General features: G+C 68.7%; 17 protein-coding genes. 8 read left to right on the top strand and 9 right to left on the bottom strand.

Annotation, left to right across the window (positions count from 1 at the left end):
- Positions 1–123 precede the first annotated feature (123 nt).
- The gene (locus ACXIZN_RS12200) at positions 124–1,122 is read left to right on the top strand and encodes an Lrp/AsnC family transcriptional regulator (RefSeq protein ID WP_457954404.1); all 999 of its coding nucleotides are present in this window, start codon (positions 124–126) and stop codon (positions 1,120–1,122) included.
- On the opposite strand, the gene ACXIZN_RS12195 is transcribed toward ACXIZN_RS12200, so the two are convergent.
- The 3 genes from ACXIZN_RS12195 to ACXIZN_RS12185 form a co-directional block, all read right to left on the bottom strand.
- Positions 1,103–2,134 carry a TolB family protein gene (locus ACXIZN_RS12195; protein WP_457954402.1) on the bottom strand — a complete coding sequence of 344 codons (1,032 nt, stop codon included), beginning with the start codon at positions 2,132–2,134 and terminating at the stop codon, positions 1,103–1,105. The two genes, ACXIZN_RS12200 and ACXIZN_RS12195, sit on opposite strands and share 20 nt — an antisense overlap.
- Before the next feature lie 17 nt (positions 2,135–2,151).
- Positions 2,152–3,711, bottom strand: coding sequence for a discoidin domain-containing protein (locus ACXIZN_RS12190; RefSeq protein WP_457954401.1), 1,560 nt, complete (start codon positions 3,709–3,711; stop codon positions 2,152–2,154).
- 431 nt (positions 3,712–4,142) lie between these two features.
- A complete protein-coding gene (locus tag ACXIZN_RS12185; protein ID WP_457954400.1) occupies positions 4,143–5,711 on the bottom strand; it encodes a discoidin domain-containing protein in 1,569 nt (522 codons plus the stop codon).
- A gap of 175 nt (positions 5,712–5,886) precedes the next feature.
- On the opposite strand from ACXIZN_RS12185, the gene ACXIZN_RS12180 reads away from it, so the two are divergent.
- The 6 genes from ACXIZN_RS12180 (at position 5,887) to ACXIZN_RS12155 (ending at position 10,923) form a co-directional block, all read left to right on the top strand.
- The gene (locus ACXIZN_RS12180) at positions 5,887–7,410 is read left to right on the top strand and encodes a PucR family transcriptional regulator (RefSeq protein WP_457954399.1); all 1,524 of its coding nucleotides are present in this window, start codon (positions 5,887–5,889) and stop codon (positions 7,408–7,410) included.
- 109 nt (positions 7,411–7,519) lie between these two features.
- The gene (locus tag ACXIZN_RS12175) at positions 7,520–8,782 is read left to right on the top strand and encodes an NAD(P)/FAD-dependent oxidoreductase (RefSeq protein WP_457954398.1); all 1,263 of its coding nucleotides are present in this window, start codon (positions 7,520–7,522) and stop codon (positions 8,780–8,782) included.
- The gene (locus ACXIZN_RS12170; RefSeq protein ID WP_192744224.1) at positions 8,782–8,952 is read left to right on the top strand and encodes a hypothetical protein; all 171 of its coding nucleotides are present in this window, start codon (positions 8,782–8,784) and stop codon (positions 8,950–8,952) included. The genes ACXIZN_RS12175 and ACXIZN_RS12170 overlap by 1 nt, the downstream gene beginning before the upstream one ends.
- A gap of 91 nt (positions 8,953–9,043) precedes the next feature.
- Positions 9,044–9,490, top strand: coding sequence for a GreA/GreB family elongation factor (locus ACXIZN_RS12165; RefSeq protein WP_457954396.1), 447 nt, complete (start codon positions 9,044–9,046; stop codon positions 9,488–9,490).
- A gap of 31 nt (positions 9,491–9,521) precedes the next feature.
- Positions 9,522–9,980, top strand: coding sequence for a DUF6389 family protein (locus ACXIZN_RS12160; protein ID WP_457954394.1), 459 nt, complete (start codon positions 9,522–9,524; stop codon positions 9,978–9,980).
- Between the two features lie 19 nt (positions 9,981–9,999).
- Entirely contained in the window at positions 10,000–10,923 is a 924-nt protein-coding gene (locus ACXIZN_RS12155) for an ornithine cyclodeaminase family protein (RefSeq protein WP_457954393.1), read from the top strand.
- Between the two features lie 34 nt (positions 10,924–10,957).
- Here ACXIZN_RS12155 and ACXIZN_RS12150 read toward each other — a convergent pair whose 3' ends face one another.
- Genes ACXIZN_RS12150 through ACXIZN_RS12135 form a run of 4 tightly spaced genes read right to left on the bottom strand, consistent with a single transcriptional unit; the run spans position 10,958 to position 14,835 of the window.
- Positions 10,958–11,239: a hypothetical protein gene (locus ACXIZN_RS12150; protein WP_457954391.1), complete on the bottom strand. Its 282-nt coding sequence runs from the start codon at positions 11,237–11,239 to the stop codon at positions 10,958–10,960.
- Positions 11,240–11,262: 23 nt separating this feature from the next.
- Positions 11,263–13,437 carry a xanthine dehydrogenase family protein molybdopterin-binding subunit gene (locus tag ACXIZN_RS12145; RefSeq protein WP_457954390.1) on the bottom strand — a complete coding sequence of 725 codons (2,175 nt, stop codon included), beginning with the start codon at positions 13,435–13,437 and terminating at the stop codon, positions 11,263–11,265.
- Entirely contained in the window at positions 13,434–14,396 is a 963-nt protein-coding gene (locus ACXIZN_RS12140; protein ID WP_457954389.1) for an FAD binding domain-containing protein, read from the bottom strand. Before ACXIZN_RS12140 ends, ACXIZN_RS12145 begins: the two co-directional genes overlap by 4 nt.
- Entirely contained in the window at positions 14,383–14,835 is a 453-nt protein-coding gene (locus ACXIZN_RS12135) for a (2Fe-2S)-binding protein (RefSeq protein WP_192744218.1), read from the bottom strand. The genes ACXIZN_RS12140 and ACXIZN_RS12135 overlap by 14 nt, the downstream gene beginning before the upstream one ends.
- A 224-nt stretch (positions 14,836–15,059) precedes the next feature.
- Here ACXIZN_RS12135 and ACXIZN_RS12130 point away from each other — a divergent pair, with 224 nt between their 5' ends.
- Positions 15,060–15,635: a TetR/AcrR family transcriptional regulator gene (locus ACXIZN_RS12130; protein WP_457954388.1), complete on the top strand. Its 576-nt coding sequence runs from the start codon at positions 15,060–15,062 to the stop codon at positions 15,633–15,635.
- Positions 15,636–15,653: 18 nt separating this feature from the next.
- On the opposite strand, the gene ACXIZN_RS12125 is transcribed toward ACXIZN_RS12130, so the two are convergent.
- Positions 15,654–16,253, bottom strand: coding sequence for a TetR/AcrR family transcriptional regulator (locus ACXIZN_RS12125; protein ID WP_457954387.1), 600 nt, complete (start codon positions 16,251–16,253; stop codon positions 15,654–15,656).
- 58 nt (positions 16,254–16,311) lie between these two features.
- The gene (locus tag ACXIZN_RS12120) at positions 16,312–17,274 is read right to left on the bottom strand and encodes a quinone oxidoreductase family protein (RefSeq protein ID WP_457954386.1); all 963 of its coding nucleotides are present in this window, start codon (positions 17,272–17,274) and stop codon (positions 16,312–16,314) included.
- Positions 17,275–17,355: the final 81 nt, after the last annotated feature.

The raw sequence follows: 17,355 nt of genomic DNA, 5'->3' as shown, positions 1-17,355 counted from the left end.
CGGCGCGGCTCCTTCCTGATCGGAGGCCCATTACAAACTCAAGCGAACGAATAGTGCAACCCTGAACTTGATTCCGCACGGATCAGTCACATGAGAGCGTCGGATGACTGATACATTCACCACATGCTGACCGAACCCGAGCTGGACCTGATCGCGGCGCTCCAGATCGCCCCGCGTGCCTCGGTCGCCACGCTCGCCGAGGCGCTCGACGTTTCCGCCAGCACGGTGGGACGACGGCTGCTCCGGCTCGAGGAGCAGCGGATCCTCCGGGTGATCGGCCAGGTCGAGTGGACGGCGAGGGCTCGCGGGAACCCGCGGCACGTCTGGGTCACGACCGAACCGGGCGCGTCCGGCTCGGCGGCGAAGGCGCTCGCGCGGTTTCCCGAGGTCCAGCTCGCGGCGGAGACGGCAGGCCGGTCGGACGTCTACCTGGCCGTGCACGTTCCGGACCGGGCCGAGGCGCGCGAACTGCTCGCCGAGCGCATCCCAGGGGTGCCGGGCGTGGCGGGGACCCATTCGGAGCTGGTGCTGCGGGCGCTCACCAGGGCCGACTCCTGGCGCCTGCACCGGCTGAGCGAGGACCAGCAGAGGATCTTGTCCCGCGAACAGGTGGCGCCTGCCGCGCCGGACGGCTTCGACGCCGACGAAGTGGGCGTCGACGAGCGGCGCCTCATCGGGCTGCTGGCCGGGAACGGGCGGATCACCGCGGCCGAAGCGGGCCGGATCCTCGACCTCAGCCAGTCCACCGCCTACCGGCTGATCCAGTCGACGTTGCGGCGCGGCATCGTCCGGCCACGCGTCGAGGTGGAACCCGCGCAGCTCGGCTACGAACTGGAGGCGGTCATCGCGCTGACCATCGCCCCTGGCGCCATCCAGGCCGTGGCCGCGGAACTGGCACGGCATCCGTCGGCGCGGTACGTCTCGATCGTCGCCGGCACCGCTTCGGTCATCCACCAGGGGGTGTTCCGGAACGAGGACGAGATGGCCGACTTCCTCACCAGGGACCTCGCCCCCTTGCCCGGGATCACCGCACTGCAGGTCTCGGTGGTGTTGCGCATGCTGCGCCGGTACTGGCTGTACCGGGAGGACGGGAGATTCGCCGTCATCGACGAGCCGTCGTGACAGACGGCGACGACGCCAGGGGAACCAGCAGACGCGGCGCTCCGGTGCCGTCGGCGGGCACGGACCAGATGTCGTTTTCCTTGCCGTCCGCGCGCGGCAGGCCGTAGGCGATCGTGTCGTCGTCGAGCCAGACCACCTGGTCGTCGATGCTGCGCGCCTCCGTGAGCGGGGTCTCCCGCATCGTGGTCAGGTCCAGCACATGCTCCCGCCATGGCCGGACGTCGCCGTCGGACACGCGTTTCTTGAACGCGAGTTTCGTGCCGTCCGGCGACAACGACGGGCATTCGGCGTTCTCCCGCAGCGTGCGGGCTTTCCACGCCTCGTTGTCGCCCTCCACGAGATAGGTCCGCCCGCCGGTCGAGACCGTGGCGAAGAACGTCCGCTCGTCACTGGCGAAGGTGACGCCCCAGTAGTTGACGTCCTCGCCGCGGTGGACCTCGTCGCCGATCCGCAGCGGGATGCCCTCGATGTTGCTCGAAAGCTCGTTCCGTTCGCGATCCATGATGGCCGTACGCGTCGAGAAGGTGCCGGGTGTCGAGTACGAGTCACCGGTGACGAAGGTGGTCCAGCTCCCCATCCGGCCGCCGGGTGAGAGCTTCGCGCGGTTGGGGATGCCGGGGACGTCGACGCGCTTGACCTCGCCGAGCGCGGAGTCGACGAATTTGGCGACCGCGCCCGGCAGCGGCGTGGGTTCCTTCGCGAGGCACAGTCCGCCATCCACCGCCGTGTAGAACCGTTCGCACCCGAGCGAACTGATCCGCCGCGGACCGCCGGGTTCGAAGACGGGGACCGACGCGACGTTGCCGTATCCCGGCCCCGGCGCGCCGTTGCGGAACAGCAGTCTCCCCGGCTCCCCCAGCACGACCGGCCCCGAGGAATCCACCGCCACTGCCGCGTCAGCCGTCCGCCGCTCGGGGCTGTTCGCCTTGGCCTGCACCACGTACACCACCGAGGCGGCCGCGAGCACGGCGACACCCGCCATCGCCACGACGAACTTCACCGGGAGCTTCATCCCGTCCCCTTTCCACGTCACCGGCAGGTGTACGGGCCCGCTTTGTCGAGCAGTTCCCCGTTGGTGCCGATGATCTCCCAGGCGTAGGTCTTTCCCTTGAGCACCAGCTTCATCACGCCGTGCTTGCCCAGGATCTTCTCGACGCCTTCACGGGCCTTGTAATCGAGATACAGGCTGTCGCCACCGATACCGGCGATGACCGACCGCACACCGTTGGCTTCGTCGACATGCCCGTTGACGTCCAGCGGCTTCGTCCGCTCGTAATGGTGATCGTGACCGGCGAACACGACGTCCGCCTTCGCCCTGGCCAGCTCGTTCCACAACGGCGCGATGCTCTTCGCGTCACCGGAATTCCCGGAGTTGAAGCGCGGATGGTGCCAGTACCCGGCGATACAGGACTTTTTCGTTTTGGCCAGATCCTTGCGCAGCCAGGCCACCTGCTCGGCGCCGCCGCCGTTGTACACCGGGTCCGAATCGAGCGCGACGAAATGGAAGGCGCCGACGTCGAAGCTGTAGTACGGCTTCCCCTTCGGTGTCGCGATCTTCCCGAAGTACTGTTTGTAACCCGCCAGCTCGTTGTTCCACTCGTGGTTGCCCGGCGTGGGTTTGGTGATCTTCTTGAACTTGCCCCAGGTCTTGTCGTAGTAGGTCCGGAACTCTTCGATGGTGCCGTCGACGTATTGGTTGTCGCCGACCGTCAGCACGTACCGGGGGTTGATCTTGCGCACCAGCTCCGCCGTCCGCTGGTGCTCGGACGGCAGCTCGGCCTTGGCGATGTCGCCGGCGAGCGCGATGACGATGCCGTCGGACGCCGTCGGCCGGGTGGACGCCTTCACCGGCGCGGTCGATCCGGACAGGTTCCCCGCCGCGTCCCGCGCCCGCACCGCGTACTGGAAGTCGAAGCCCGACGCCAGGGAAGTGTCGGTGTAGGAAGTCGTCGCGGACCGGCCGATCACGTTGCCGTTGCGCAGGACCTCGTACTCCGTGACCCCCACGTTGTCGGTCGACGCGGTCCAGCCGAGCGTGATGCTCTCCGTGGTGGACGACGCCTGCCGGAGCCCGGTCGGCACCGACGGCGGCTGGATGTCGCCGTCACCGGTCCGGACGCCGTAGACCTCCAGTTCCCACAGCGAGTACCCGTACACGGTCGCCCGTGCCGTGCCGAAGATCCGGACGTGCCGGGCGGAGGTGTTCAGGTCGGTGAACTCGTCGAGGCCACCGTCGCTGCCCACCACGGTTTTCACGTCCCGCCAGTTCTGGCCGTCGTCGGACGCTTGGACCTGATAGTCCTTCGCGTGGGCGGATTCCCAGAGGATCTTGATCCGGCTGATGTCCGCCGGACCGCCGAGGTCGACCGCGATCCATTGTGGATCGCCCTCCAGGCTCGCCCAGCGGGTGGTCGAATCACCGTCGACGGCCAGCGCGCCGCTGAAACCCTCGCTCTCCACCGTGGAGGTAGTGGTCCGTTTGCCTGCCGACAGCAAGGATTCCGCCGTGGCGCCGGAAGCCGTCACGGGCTGAGCGAGCAGGACGATCGCCGCGATCGCGGCGGTGCCCGGCTTCACCAATCGATTCACCTGTACTCCTGGATGGACCTACGTCGTGTTCATGTTGAGGGGCAAGCAATGTGTCATGTCTTGACCAACAGCTACCGATGAGTGAGTCGGCGGCCAGTCATTAGTGTCCGTTTTGAACACTTCGCGCGGGGGTCGTGAGTGGCAATGAGCGTTTTCTTTGAGCCGAAGGTCAGACGTGTCTTGTCGGGCGGGCGTCCTGAAGGCCACCTTGGGGACGTTGGATGTCTCAACGGTGACCTTCAGGACATCGCTTCTGTCCAGGACCAGACGGCGGCGGCTGTGTCGCGAAAGCCACTTTCGGGACATCAGGCGTCGCGAAAGTGGCTTTCGCGACATGCCTCGGATATCACGCCACCTTGCCTTACCTCGCAATAACCCGAACGCCACTCACAACCGGGTCCGGTGCCGCGCACGGCACCGGACCACGGCCGTCAGCGGCAGGTGTACGGGCCCGCCTTGTCGAGCACATTCCCGTTGGTGTCGTGGATTTCCCAGGAGTAGGACTTCCCGTTCAGCGTAAGCTTCATCACCCCGTGCTTGGCGAGGATCTTCTCCACCCCTTCACGTGCCCTGTAGTCCGTGTAGAGGTAGTCGCCACCGATGCCGGCGATGACCGACCGCACGCCGTTGGCCTCGTCGACGTGGCCGTCGACGTTCAGGGGCTTCGTCCGCTCGTAATGGTGGTCGTGACCGGTGATCACCATGTCCGCCTTCGCCCTGGCCATCTCGTTCCACAGCGGCGCCATCTGCTTCTTGTCCCCGGAGTTCCCCGAGTTGAAGCGCGGGTGGTGCCAATATCCGATGACGCAGGACTTCGTGTTCTTCGCCAGGTCGTTGCGCAGCCAGGTCACCTGGTCGGAACCACCGCCGGTGTAGATCGGGTTCGAGTCCATCGCGACGAAGTGGAAGTCACCGATGTCGTAGCTGTAGTACGGCAAACCCTGCGGGTACGCGATCGCGCCGAAGTACTCCTTGTAGCCCCGGAGCTGGTCGTCCCATTCGTGGTTGCCAGTCGTGGGTTTGGTGATGCTCTTGAACTTGCCCCACGTCTTGTCGTAGTGGGAGCGGTATTCGGAGATGGTGCCCTTGTGGTACTGGTTGTCGCCCACCGTCAGCACGTACTTCGGGTTGATCCTGGCGACCTGGTTCGCGGTCCCCTGATGCGTGGCGAACAGCTCCGGGTTGGCGATGTCACCCGCGAGCGCGAGGGTGACGGGGCCGGTGCCGCCGGGCTGGGTCGCGGCCCTGATCACCGGGCTCGCCGCGGAGACGTTGCCCGCCGCGTCCCGCGCCCGCACGGAGTAGCCGAACTCCACTCCGGACGCCAGGCCGCTGTCGGTATAGGTCGTCGTCGCCGAGGTCCCGACGACGTTTCCGTCGCGGAGCACCTCGTACTCGGTGACCCCGACGTTATCGGTGGACGCGGTCCAGCCGAGGGTGACGCTGTCCGTCGTGGTGGCGTTCGCGGCGAGACCTGTGGGCGCGGTCGGCGCCTGTGTGTCCCCTCCGCCGACGCGGTCGCCGTAGATTTCCAGCTCCCACAACGAATAGCCGTAGGTCGTGCCGCGAGCCGTGCCGTGGATGCGGATATGGCGCGCGGTCGCGTTGAGGCCGAGATGCTCGTCGATACCGCCGTCGCCGCCTACGACCGACTTGATGTCGGTCCAGGTCCGGCCGTCGGCCGAGCCCTGGATCTTGTAGGTCTTGGCGTAGGCGACTTCCCAGTTCAGTCTGACCTTGGTGATGGTCGAGCCGGCGCCGAGGTCGACGGCGATCCACTGCGGATCCACCATCTCCTCACTCGCCCACCGGGTGGTGGTGTTGCCGTCGACGGCGTTGGCGCCGCCGAACTCGGCGCCCTCGACCGACGAGGTCGTGGTCGGTTTGCCCGCGGACAGCAGTGATTCCGCTTGCGCCGCGGTACCTGAAGAGATCAAGGTCTGGCCCAGCAGGGCCAGCGTCGCCACCGCGACACCGGCCAGGGGTGTTCTCCGTTTCATGCGAACTCCTCGACGTTGCGGAGTCGGCGAGTACCGGCGGTGGGCGGCGACGGGTCAGCCGGAGTCGCTTTAGTTAAGTAAGTTTCCTAACGATGCGCAGTGTAAAAGGTTCTTAAACTCACAGTCAACGGGTGAACGCGTCGTGTCCGGCATCATTTGATGGCAGGGTCGCGGCATGGTGACGCTGGATCGGCTCGTGAACGTCCTGGGTGGATACGGGGCTCGGCTGTGGTGCTGCCCCGTGTCGCGCGAGGTGGCCTTGCGCGACGTGGTGATGCACGACGCCGCGGACCCCCGCGACCTGCGTGGAGACGTCTTCCTCGCGGTCGGGACGGACTCGATCGCGACGGCCGTCGACCTGGCCGTCGCGGCACACGCCTCGGTCGTCCTGGTCCGCGGATCGGCGCCGGACGAGCGCGCCGAGAGCGGCACAGTCGCCGTGCTGCTGGTGGACCCGGACGTCTCGTGGGGCCAGCTCGCCGGCGTGGTGTACGGCCTCGTCCTGGAAGGCCGCGAGACCGAGTCGGGCCGCGGTCCGACCGACCTGTTCGCGCTGGCCGACAGCCTGGCGGACGCGCTCGGCAGCGCGGTGACCATCGAGGATCGCCTCTCCCGGGTCCTTGCCTACTCCAGCCGTCAGCACCTGGCCGACCGGGCACGGCTGGAGACGATCCTCGGCAGGCGCGTGCCGGAACCGGTCCGCGAACTGTTCGAACGGCGGGGCGTGTTCGCGCATCTCGCGGAATCGGACGAGCCGTTGTTCGTCGAAGCCGATCCCGAACACGGGCTGACCGGGCGCATGGTCGTCGCCGTACGCGCGGGCCGGGAGCTGCTGGGCTCGATCTGGGTGGAATGCGACCGGCCGCTGACCGACGCCCGGCGAGCGGTCCTGCGGGACAGTTCGCGCACGGTCGGCCTGCACCTCCTGCGCTCCCGGGCGAGCGCCGACCTGGAGCGCCAGGTCGAGTCCGATCTCGTGATCCGGCTGGTGGAGGGAACGCCCGACGCGGCCGCCGTGCTCAGCAGGCTCGGCCTGCCGCCCGGCCGGTTCCGGGTGATCGCGCTCCAGGCCCATATCGGCGACGAGCGCCACGCCGCGCTCCTCCTCGCGTTCGAGCGGGCGACGACCGGTTTCGGCTGGTCACGGCCGGGACGCAGCACGCTGTTCAGCAACACCGTCTACACGGTCCTGCCGGGGGACGACGTCGAAGTGGCCAGGGCATGGGTGCGTTCGATCCGCGAGGCGCTGCCACGGCAGGTGACGATGCTGGCCGGGATCGGCGCGGGTGCCACGTCGGCGGAACTGCCTGCCAGCAGGCTGGAGGCCGACGAATGTCTCGCGTTGCACGCCGTGCGGCCGGGCACGGAATCCGCGATCGCCTACGACGAGGCCTGGGACGACATCCTCGTGCAACGGCTGCGGGCCGCCGCGGCGTCCGGCAGGGCACCGGCGCGCGGGCCGATCACCGAGTTGCGGCGGCACGACAGCGCCAACGCCACCAGCTACGTCGCGACGCTACGCGCCTGGCTCGAAGCACAGGGGGATCTCGCGGAGGCCGCCGAGCGGCTCGAAGTGCACCCCAACACGATCCGCTACCGGCTCCGGAAGATGGCGGAAGTGACCGAACTCCGTCTCGACCAGCCCGCGAAACGACTGGCGATGATCATCGAACTGGCCGTGTCCGAACCGGCCCCTTGACCGTTCCGGCCAAACCGGCCCGCCCGGATTGTCGGAACCGGACAATCTCCGCCGCCCGGATCCGAGCCATCCTGACCGCGACAGCACCACTCGTGCAGCGGAGGAATTCATGGGCGAGCTCGACCGGATCGACGGCGGCCCGCGTTCGGCGATCGTGATCGGAGCCGGCGTGGTCGGCCTGTCGACCGCGTGGTTCCTGCAGGAACGCGGCGTCGGAGTCACCGTGCTCGATCGCGAAGGCATCGCGGCGGGCGCGTCGTGGGGCAATGCCGGCTGGCTCTCCCCCGGTCTCGCGATCCCGCTCAACGAACCCGGCGTCCTGCGCTACGGACTGCGGACCCTGCTGGACCGGCAGGCCCCGTTGCACGTCCCGCCGTCCCCCGATCCGCGGCTGTGGTCGTTCCTCGCCCGCTTCGCCGCGAACTGCACCGGACGCTCGTGGACCCGGGCCGTCGAGGCGAACTCGCCGCTGAACGACGAGTGCCTGGAAGCCTTCGACGTCATCACCGCGAACGGGGTGGACGCGCCGACCATCGAAGCGCCGATCACCGCGGCGTTCGAGACAGCGGACCAGGCCACGGGGCTGATCACCGAACTGCGGCACATCGGCGAGACCGGACAGGACATCTCTTGGACACGGCTCACCGCGGCCGAACTCGCCGAGCGGTTTCCCCAGGCCACGTCCCGGCTCGGCGCCGCCGTCCGGATCGACGGGCAGCGCTACGTGGACCCGGGCCGGTTCGTCGAGTCGCTGGCCAGGGCGGTGGTCGGCAGGGGCGGCACCATCCGCCACAAATTCGAGGTCGCATCGCTGCGCGCGTACCGCCACGCGCTGAGCGTGCGCTCGACGACGGGCCAGACGGTGAACGCCAACGCGGTCGTGCTGGCGACCGGGGCCTGGCTCGGTGACCTGGGCCGGAAGTGGGGAGTCAAGGTCCCTGTCCGCGCTGGACGCGGCTACTCCTTCACCGTGCCGACCGACCGCCCGGTGCCGGGCCCGCTGTACCTGCCGGACATCCGCGTGGCGTGCACGCCGTACCGGGGCGGTCTCCGGGTGGCCGGGACGATGGAATTCCGGAAGCCGGACGCACCACTGGATCCGGCCCGGATCGCCTCGATCATCGCGTCGGCGCGGCCCTTCCTCACCGGACTGGACTGGGAGCGGCGCACCGACGAGTGGGTCGGCTCTCGCCCGGTCACCGCCGACGGGCGGCACGTGATCGGCGCGACGAGCACCCCCGGTCTCTACGTGGCGGGCGGGCACGGGATGTGGGGACTGACCCACGGCCCGATCACCGGACGGCTGCTGGCCGAGCACATCACCACCGGCAAGCAGCCGGAGGCCCTGCGTCCCTTCGACCCCCTTCGCTGATGGCTCCGGACAACGGAACGCCGGCCGACGAACAGTCCGAAGTGGACCGGCTCCGCGCCGAGAACGCGCTGCTGCGCGCGGAGAAGGACCTGCTGCTGAAGGCCGCGATCGGATTCGCCACCGACGCGGGCGCCTTCCAGCGGCGGTCTCGTGAACCCGAGACCCGCTGACCGAAGCGGGACTCATCGAAGGTCTGTGGGGGCTGGGTCCTTTCCGCGCCCGGCCCCCACAGACGTACCCACCGAAAGGCCGATCACCACCATGTCAGGCCCTTGGCTGACCAAGGAAGCGCACGCGCGCCTGGTGCGGGAGCTCGCGACGTTGCGAGGTCCCGGCACCGACGACCGGTACGGCGACGACGAATTCGCGCACCGGACCCACCGGCAGGCACGGATCCGGCAGATCGAGGACATGCTGCGCGGCGCCGTCGTCGGACAGGATCCCCCCGACGACGGGATCGCCGAGCCCGGCATGGTGCTCACCATCCGGTACGACGACGGCGGCACCGAGACCTTCCTGCTCGGCACGCGGGACGAGGCAGGCCACGGCGAACTCGAGGTCTACTCCCCCGATTCGCCGCTCGGCCGCGCGCTCCACGGCGCCCAACCGGGCGACCGGCGGGAGTACCGCGTGCCCAGCGGCGGGGCGGTGCGCGTCACGCTTCTCGACGCCAAGCCTTACGGGCGTCATCGGGAAACCGCGCACTGACGCGCGTCCTCACTTCCGTAGATTGTCCTGTGTGGACCAAGATGAGTACCGCCGCCGGCTTCGCGACGTCCTCGACACGCGTTCCGAGGACGTCGCCACGCGGCTGAGGACGATCGTCAAGGCGATCGGTGACAATGTCGAGAGCTTGGAGATCGAGGTCTTCCCCGACCAGGACGGCGAGGGCACCTTCGACATCTGGGCCCGGTTCGAAGGGCCGGATTCCTACGTCCTCAACAAGCCGATCGACGATCACCGCCACTTGTTCGGCGTCGTCCATCACGAAACCGGCTGGAAGCCCGACGTGCCGTCGCTCCCGCGCGGGATCTCGGCGGACGTCATCGTGGACACGGTCGCCAAGTGGATCGACTCGGTCTGGACCCGGACGTTCGACCGGGCGACGGCGATTCCGGTGGCGGTGTCGTCCCCGGACGGCTACGGCGAGGCCTCCCGGATACCGTTCGTCGTGGAGCCCGGCTTCGAACTGCGCTGACGAGAAACCCGGAGGTTTCATGGACGTCGTCACCCTCGGCCCGGAGGAGATCCGTGCCGCCGTGTCCATGCCCGACGCGATCGACGCGGTACGGAACGGGTTTCTCGCACTACGCCGCGGCGAGTTCGAAATGCCGGCCCGGACGGCGTTGCGCGATGGCGGGTTCCTCGTGATGTCGACGCATCACCGCCCGACGGCCTCGGCGGCCATCAAGACCTTGAGCCTCAATTTCCACGACCGCGTGCCCGCCATCGTCGGGACGGTCGTCTGGAGCGAACTCGGCCACGGCCGGCATCTCGTCGCCGACGCCGCCGAGGTGACCCGCATCCGGACGGGGGCCATCGTCGGCGTCGCGACCGACCTGCTGGCACCGGCGGACGCGAAGACCTGCACCCTCGTCGGCGCGGGCGGACAGGCCGCCGATCAGATCCGCGCCGTGCACTCCGTCCGGCCGTTGACCGAGCTCAGGATCGTCAGCCGCCGGCTCGAACGCGCTGAAGCGCTCGGCGAGGCCCTCGGCACGGAGTTGAACCTCGACACCGTCGTCACCGTCGCCGACGCCGGTCAAGCCGTCCGGGACGCGGACATCGTCTGCTGCGCCACGACGGCCACCACCCCGCTGTTCCCACTCGCCTCCCTGGCCGGGCACGCGCACGTCAACGCCATCGGCGCCTTCCGCCCCACCATGCGGGAGCTCCCGGACGAACTGCTCGCTGACGCGACCGTCGTCGTCGACCAACGCGAAGCGGTCCTCGAAGAATCCGGAGAGATCATCCACGCCATCGAGGCGGGTGCCATCGACGAGGACGACCTGATCGAGCTCGGCACGGCGCTGGCCGAGGGAGCCGGGGAACGGGACGGCCGCACGGTCTTCAAGACCGTCGGAGTGGCCATGCAGGACTGGGCGATCGCCAGTCTGCTCGCTCGAACTTGCCTGGGCTGAACCCGGGAGCCATCGAATTCGGCAGCTCGGCGACTCAGCGCTCTTGGCGACCTTCACGCTCGCGGAGGACGCGGGCCTCCCGGCGGCGGAGGTCGGCGCGTTCCGACCAGCCGTCGATCAGGTCGTACCCCGCGACGCACAGACCGAGAAGACCAAGGATTCCGGTGATCACCGCGGCGGGGATCAGATCGAGTACGGAACACAACACGGCCGCGCCCATCAGGACGGCACCGATGCCGAGATTCCACTTGCCGAAGCCGCTCATGCCGGCATGATGCCGCACGGCGGGCGCGATCGTGGAGATTCGGGACGGCATGTGTCCCGAATCTCCACGATCTCCTAGGCCTCGTCGAGGAGGTCCTCGATCAGGATCGGAATGTGCCGGACCCGGATGCCGGTGGCGTTGTGGACGGCGTTCGCGACCGCCGCCGCCATCCCGACGATGCCGATCTCGCCCAGCCCCTTCGCGCCGACCGAGTTGTGCAGCGTGTCCGGGTACTCGACGAAGTGGACGTCGACCTCGCGGATGTCCGCGTTCACCGGGATCAGGTAGCTCGCGAAGTCACCGTTGGCGTACCGCCCGTTCTCCTCGACCTCCAACCCCTCGTGCAGCGCGGCCGAAACGCCCCAGATCATGCCGCCGAGGATCTGGCTCCGAGCCGCCACCGGGTTGATGATCCGGCCGGCGTCGAACACCCCGAGCATGCGGGACACCCGGATCTCACGCGTCCACTTGTGCACGCGGACTTCGCAGAACTGCGCGCCGAACGAGCTGAACGAATGTTTCGTCAGCTCCTCCCCGGGAGCCGAAGAACCGGTCACGGACAACGACGGGCGACCCAGGGTCCGCAACAGTTCGCCGAAGGTCATCGTCCGCTCCCCGGCCTGTACGCGACCGTCCGCGTAGGCGACCTCCATGCCTTCGAACGGCGCGCCGGGAGCGGACGCCAGCGCGAGCAGTTCGTCGATCGCCTTGGCCGCGGCGATCATGATGGCCGTGCCCGCGCTCGCGGTCGCGGTGGAACCACCGGACATGCCTCCGGGCGGGAGGCTCGAGTCGCCCAGCCTCGGTGTCACCCGATCCGGCGGGATGTCCAGAGACTCCCCGCCCACCAAGGAAAGTACAGTCAGCAGGCCAGTCCCGGGGTCCGCCCCGCTGGTCCCGACGACGGCCGTGTCGTCGGGCAGCAAGGTGATCCCGACCGTCGCCGGGAACCGCAGGGCCGGGAACATGGCGGTGGCCGTGCCCATGCCGACGAGCCAGTCGCCGTCCGTGCGGCCCTGTGGTGCGCGATCCGCCCAGCCGAACCTGGCCGCGCCGACGCGGAAACACTCGTCGAGGTGCTTGCTCGACCACTGCAGATCCTTGCCGGGCGGAGCGGTCGAATTGTTCCGCTGCCGCAGCTCGATCGGGTCCATGCCCAGGGCGACCGCGAGTTCGTCGATCGCGCTCTCCAGCGCGAAGGATCCCGGTGCCTCACCCGGCGCCCGCATGAAGGTGGTCGGCGGGATGTTGAGCGGCACCATCTTCTGGCTGATGGCCAGATTCCGCGTGGCGTACCACTCGCGTGACGTGCCGTGTGACGTCGGCTCGACGAACGACCGGTCCATGGGTGTGCTGCACCACGAATCGTGCCGCAGCGCGTTCAGCGTGCCATCGTGCTCCGCGCCGAGGGCGATCTTCTGCACCGTCGCGGCGCGACCGGCGGTCGCGGTGAAGACCTGCTCCCGGCTGAGCACGGCTTTCACCGGCCTGCCCAGCACCCTGGCCGCCGCCGCGGCGAGGAACGCCGGAGTGGCGGTCCGGCCCTTGCCCCCGAACGCGCCGCCGACGAAGGGATTCACCGCGTGTACCTCGGACGGCTTCATGTCCAGCGCCATCGCCAGTTCCGCCGCCTGGATATCGGAACCCTGGTTGCCGCTGTAGACCGTCAGTCCGTCGGGCCCCCACACCGCGACCGCGGAATGCGGTTCCATCGCGGCGTGGTGCTGAGGCGCGGTGGTGTACGTGGCTTCGACGACCACCGGGCTCTCGGCGAGCGCGTCCTCGATGGACTCGACGCCCTCGGCCAGGACGGCCAGGGCCGACGGCACACCCCGCGATTCCGGTGCGTCCTCGGCCGACGCGAGGCCCTCCTGGAGCGAAGTCACCGCGGGCCGGGTCCGGTAGGAGACCTCGACCAGCATCGCCGCGTCGCGCGCCTGCTCGTAGGTCTCGGCGACCACGAAGCCGATCGGCTGGCCGTAGTAAGTGACTTCCTTGTCCTGCAAGGGAACCCAGGTCTCACCCAGGAACGGCGTGGCCGGCGTGCGCAGCTCCAGCGGATCGAAGGGCGTGTACACGCCGATCACGCCGGGTGCGCCCTTCGCCGCCGTGACGTCCATCGTGTCGATCTCGCCATGGGCGATCGTGCTGAGCACGACATAGCCGTGGACCAGTCCGGGGAAGGTGTGGTCCGCCCCGTACTCGGCCCGGCCGGTGACCTTCAGCGGCCCGTCCACCCGGCTGGTCATGAGCGGCTCCCCTCGGTCAGTTCGAGCAGCGCGCGGACGATGGTCCGCCGCAGCAACGACGGCTTGAAGGCGTTCCCGGACAGCGGGCGCGCGCCCTCGGCGGCGAGCGCCGCGGCGTCCTCGAAGGCGGCGGCCGTCGCGGGCGCACCCCGCAAGGCCTCCTCGACCGCGGGCAACCGCCACGGCACGGTGGCCACTCCACCGGCCGCGACCCGGGCGTCGACGACGCGCGAGTCCTCCACCCGCAGCGCGACCGCCGCGGAGCACAGCGCGAACTCGTAGGACTGCCTGTCCCGCACCTTGACGTAGGTGGAGTTCGAGGCCCAGTCCAGCCGCGGCACCTCGACCTCGGCGATCAGTTCGCCGGGCCGCAGGTCGTTCTCGACCTCGGGGGTGTCGCCGGGCGTGCGGTAGAAGGAGCCCAACTCGACGGTGCGGCTCCCGGTCTCGCTGACCAGGCGGAGCCGCGCGTCGAGGGCGACCAGTGCGACGGCGACGTCGCTGGCGTGGGTCGCCACGCACGAATCACTCGTGCCCAGCACCGCGTGCATCCGGTTGGCGCCGGAGATCGCCGGGCAGCCGCTGCCGGGGACTCGCCGGTTGCACGGCGTGGCGACGTCGCGGAAGTACGAGCAGCGCGTGCGCTGCATGAGGTTTCCGCCGATGCTGGCCATGTTCCGGATCTGCTGGGAGGCGCTGAGCAGCAGCGCGCGGGAGATCACCGGGTACACCCCGGGATGTCCGGCGATGTCGGCCATCCGCTCCAGCGCGCCGAAGCGGAGCCCGTCGGTGGTGTCGATGCCGCGCAGCGGTACCGCGTTGATGTCCAGCACCTGCCGCGGTGTCAGGACTTCGAGTTTCATCAGGTCGACGAGCGTGGTCCCGCCCGCCAGGAACGTGCCCGGCGAGCCGACCGCGTCTTCGACGGTCTCGGGGGCGAGCAGCTCAAAGGGACGCATCGGCCCTCCTCGCCTGCTCGACAGCGGCCACGATGTTCGGGTACGCCGCACACCGGCAGAGGTTGCCGGACATGAACTCCCGGACGTCCTCGACGCCTTGCTCGACGGCGGCGACGGCCGACATGATCTGCCCGGACGTGCAGAACCCGCACTGCAGGGCGTCCTGATCGACGAACGCCTGCTGAACCGGATGCAATCCGTCCTCTGTGGACAGTGCTTCGACCGTGGTCACCGGCTGCTTCACGGTGGCGGCCAAGGTCAGGCAGGAGAGCACCGGCCGTCCGCCGACGTGCACCGTGCAGGCGCCGCACTGCCCTCTGTCGCAGCCCTTCTTCGGGCCCGTGACGGCGAGCCGCTCCCGTAGGGCGTCCAGCAGGGTCACCCCGGGATCGACACCGAGATGCTCCGTCCTGCCATTGACTTCGAGTGAGATGTCCACTGGATCTCTTTCCGCAGATCGCCCGGGCCGGACCCGGACGGCGTAGGTTGAGGTGGTGGGAGTCCGTTCGCGAAAGATGAAACGGATATTCATCCGCTTCAAATTTCAAGTTAGCGGAACACCATCGGCTCGGCAAGGTCGATACCCGCACTGGAGTCGCTCCAGGTCCGGCGGGTTCCTCGGCTACATTCACCGGAGAACCAGGTCGGTGGACAGGAGGGACGATGACGACGGGATCGGTCAATCCCCGGCGTGCGGACACCCGGCGCAACCACGAGCGCATCCTCGCCACCGCGGCGAAGTCGCTGGCCTGTTCCGGTGAGGTTTCGTTCAACGCCATAGCGAAGCAGGCCGAGGTCGGCGTCGGCACGGTGTACCGGCACTTCCCCACGCCGGAGGCCCTCATCCTGGCGGTGTACCGGCGTGAGGTGCGCCAGCTCGTCGAGATCGTGCCGAGCCTGCTCGAGAAGTACCCACCGGAGCAGGCGTTCCGTGTCTGGACGACCGACCATCTGGCGCACTACATGATGACCAAACGCGGCCTGGCCGACGCACTGCGCGTCGCGACCGCCTCACGCGGGGAACTTCCCGCGGGGGCTTACCAGGACATGGTCGGCGCGGTTTTCACGTTGCTGCAGGCCAATGTCGACGCCGGCACCGTCCGCGCGGATCTGGAGCCCGAGACCGTCCTACGTGGACTGGGCGGACTGCTGTACCTCGACCCGAAGGGCGAATGGCGGCGCGACGTCGCGAGCCTGCTCGACCTGCTGTGGCGCGGAATGGGCACCGGCAAGGCCTGACCGTCCACGCGCACGGCGTCAGCCGGGTACCGGCACCCCGCCGCGCAGGTAGTCCAGGTACAGGTCGAGTGCCGCTTCGAGGTGATCAGCGGATCCGGTCGACATCAGGATCGTCACCCCACCCTGGATCGCGGCGATCAACGCGGCCGCGGCGCGGACCGGGTCGACTTCGCGGCCGATCGCCCCACTGTCCCGCATGTCTTCGATCCCGGCCTGGACCTGCCGTTGCCATTGCTCCAGCAGTTGCCTCGTGACCGCCTGCGCGGCAGGGGTATGCCTGCCGATCTCGGTGATCAGCACCCCGAGCGGACAGTGCACCCCCTGCCGCCGGTATCGCCGGACCACCACGTCACGCCACTTCCCCCACGCCTCCCACGAGGTCAACCGCCCGAGGTAGGGCTGCTGATCCTCGATCACCTGCCCGGCCTCCCATTCGGCCACGGCGAGGAGCAACTGTTCCTTGCCCTCCGGGAAGTAGTGGAACAGCTGGCTCTTGCCTGTCCCGCTACGGCGGCAGATGTCATCGAGGGTCGCCGCCCCGACGCCGTGCTCACGGATCTCGTCCGCCGCGGCTTCGATGATCCGCTGCCGCGTCGCGGCGCCCTTCTTCGTGAGCACGCCAGCCTCCCGGAATGTACTCGGCAGTCTATTTTCCCGTATCCGGTCCGCGCCGTGGTCACGGCATCAGCAGTAGTTTTCCCGACGTGCGACGGGACTCGATGTCCCGGTGCGCCTGTGCCGCGTCGGCGAGGGCGTAGCGGCCGCCGATATGCGGGACCACCTGCCCCTTTCGGATGAACTCGAACAGCTCGTTCGCCCGCCGCACCAGCGCCTCACGGGTCGGCACGTGGTCGACGACGGACGGGTAGGACAACAGGATGCTGTTCGGCAGATCCGCCGGACGGAACGCTGGGTTGCCGTTCACGACGCCGTAATAGGCGTGCACGCCGTGGCGGCGCAGCGACCGCTGTGACGAGTGGAACGTCGCGGAGCCGCCACCGTCGTACACGACCTGTGCGCCTTCGCCACCGGTCAGCTCTCGAACCTGTCGCTCGAAGCCGCTTCCGGCGGATACCAGTACATGGTCCGCGCCGGCCTTCTTCGCCACCGCGATCTTCTCCTCGCGTGACACCAGCCCGATGACGGTGCCGCCGCGAGCCTTGATCAGCTGGGTCAGGATGGTGCCGACCCCGCCTGCGGCCGAGTGCACCACGGCCGTGTCGCCCGGCTTGATCGCGTACGTCTCCGTCGTGAAATGGTTCGCGGTCAAGCCCTGCATCAGGACAGCGGCCGCGGTCTCGTCGTCGATGTCGCCGGGCACCCGTACCAGCGAGCCGGCCGGGATGGCCAGCCGTTCGGCGTAGCTGCACTTGTGGTAGCGCCAACCGACCCTGTCGCCGACGGTGAAGTCTTCGACGCCCGGCCCCAGCGCCGTGACGATGCCCATTCCTTCGACGCCCAGCACGGTGGGGACCGACCAGGTCGGCAGCGGCATCTTGCGAGCGCCGGTGTCCATGAAGTTCACGCCGGCCACCCGCAACCGCACACCGACCTCGCCGGCGTGCGGCACCGGGTCCGGGAACTCGGTCCAGGTCATGACCTCCGGGCCGCCGTACTCGCTGATGTGGATCGCGTGCATGAGATCAACGTAGGCCCGGAAAAATGTACCGGCAAGTACAGAAGCAGGCGGAGCAGATTGTACTTGCCGGTACATTTCTCG

Source organism: Amycolatopsis sp. TRM77291 (assembly GCF_054166285.1).
This window is presented reverse-complemented; position numbering and strand designations above follow the sequence as displayed.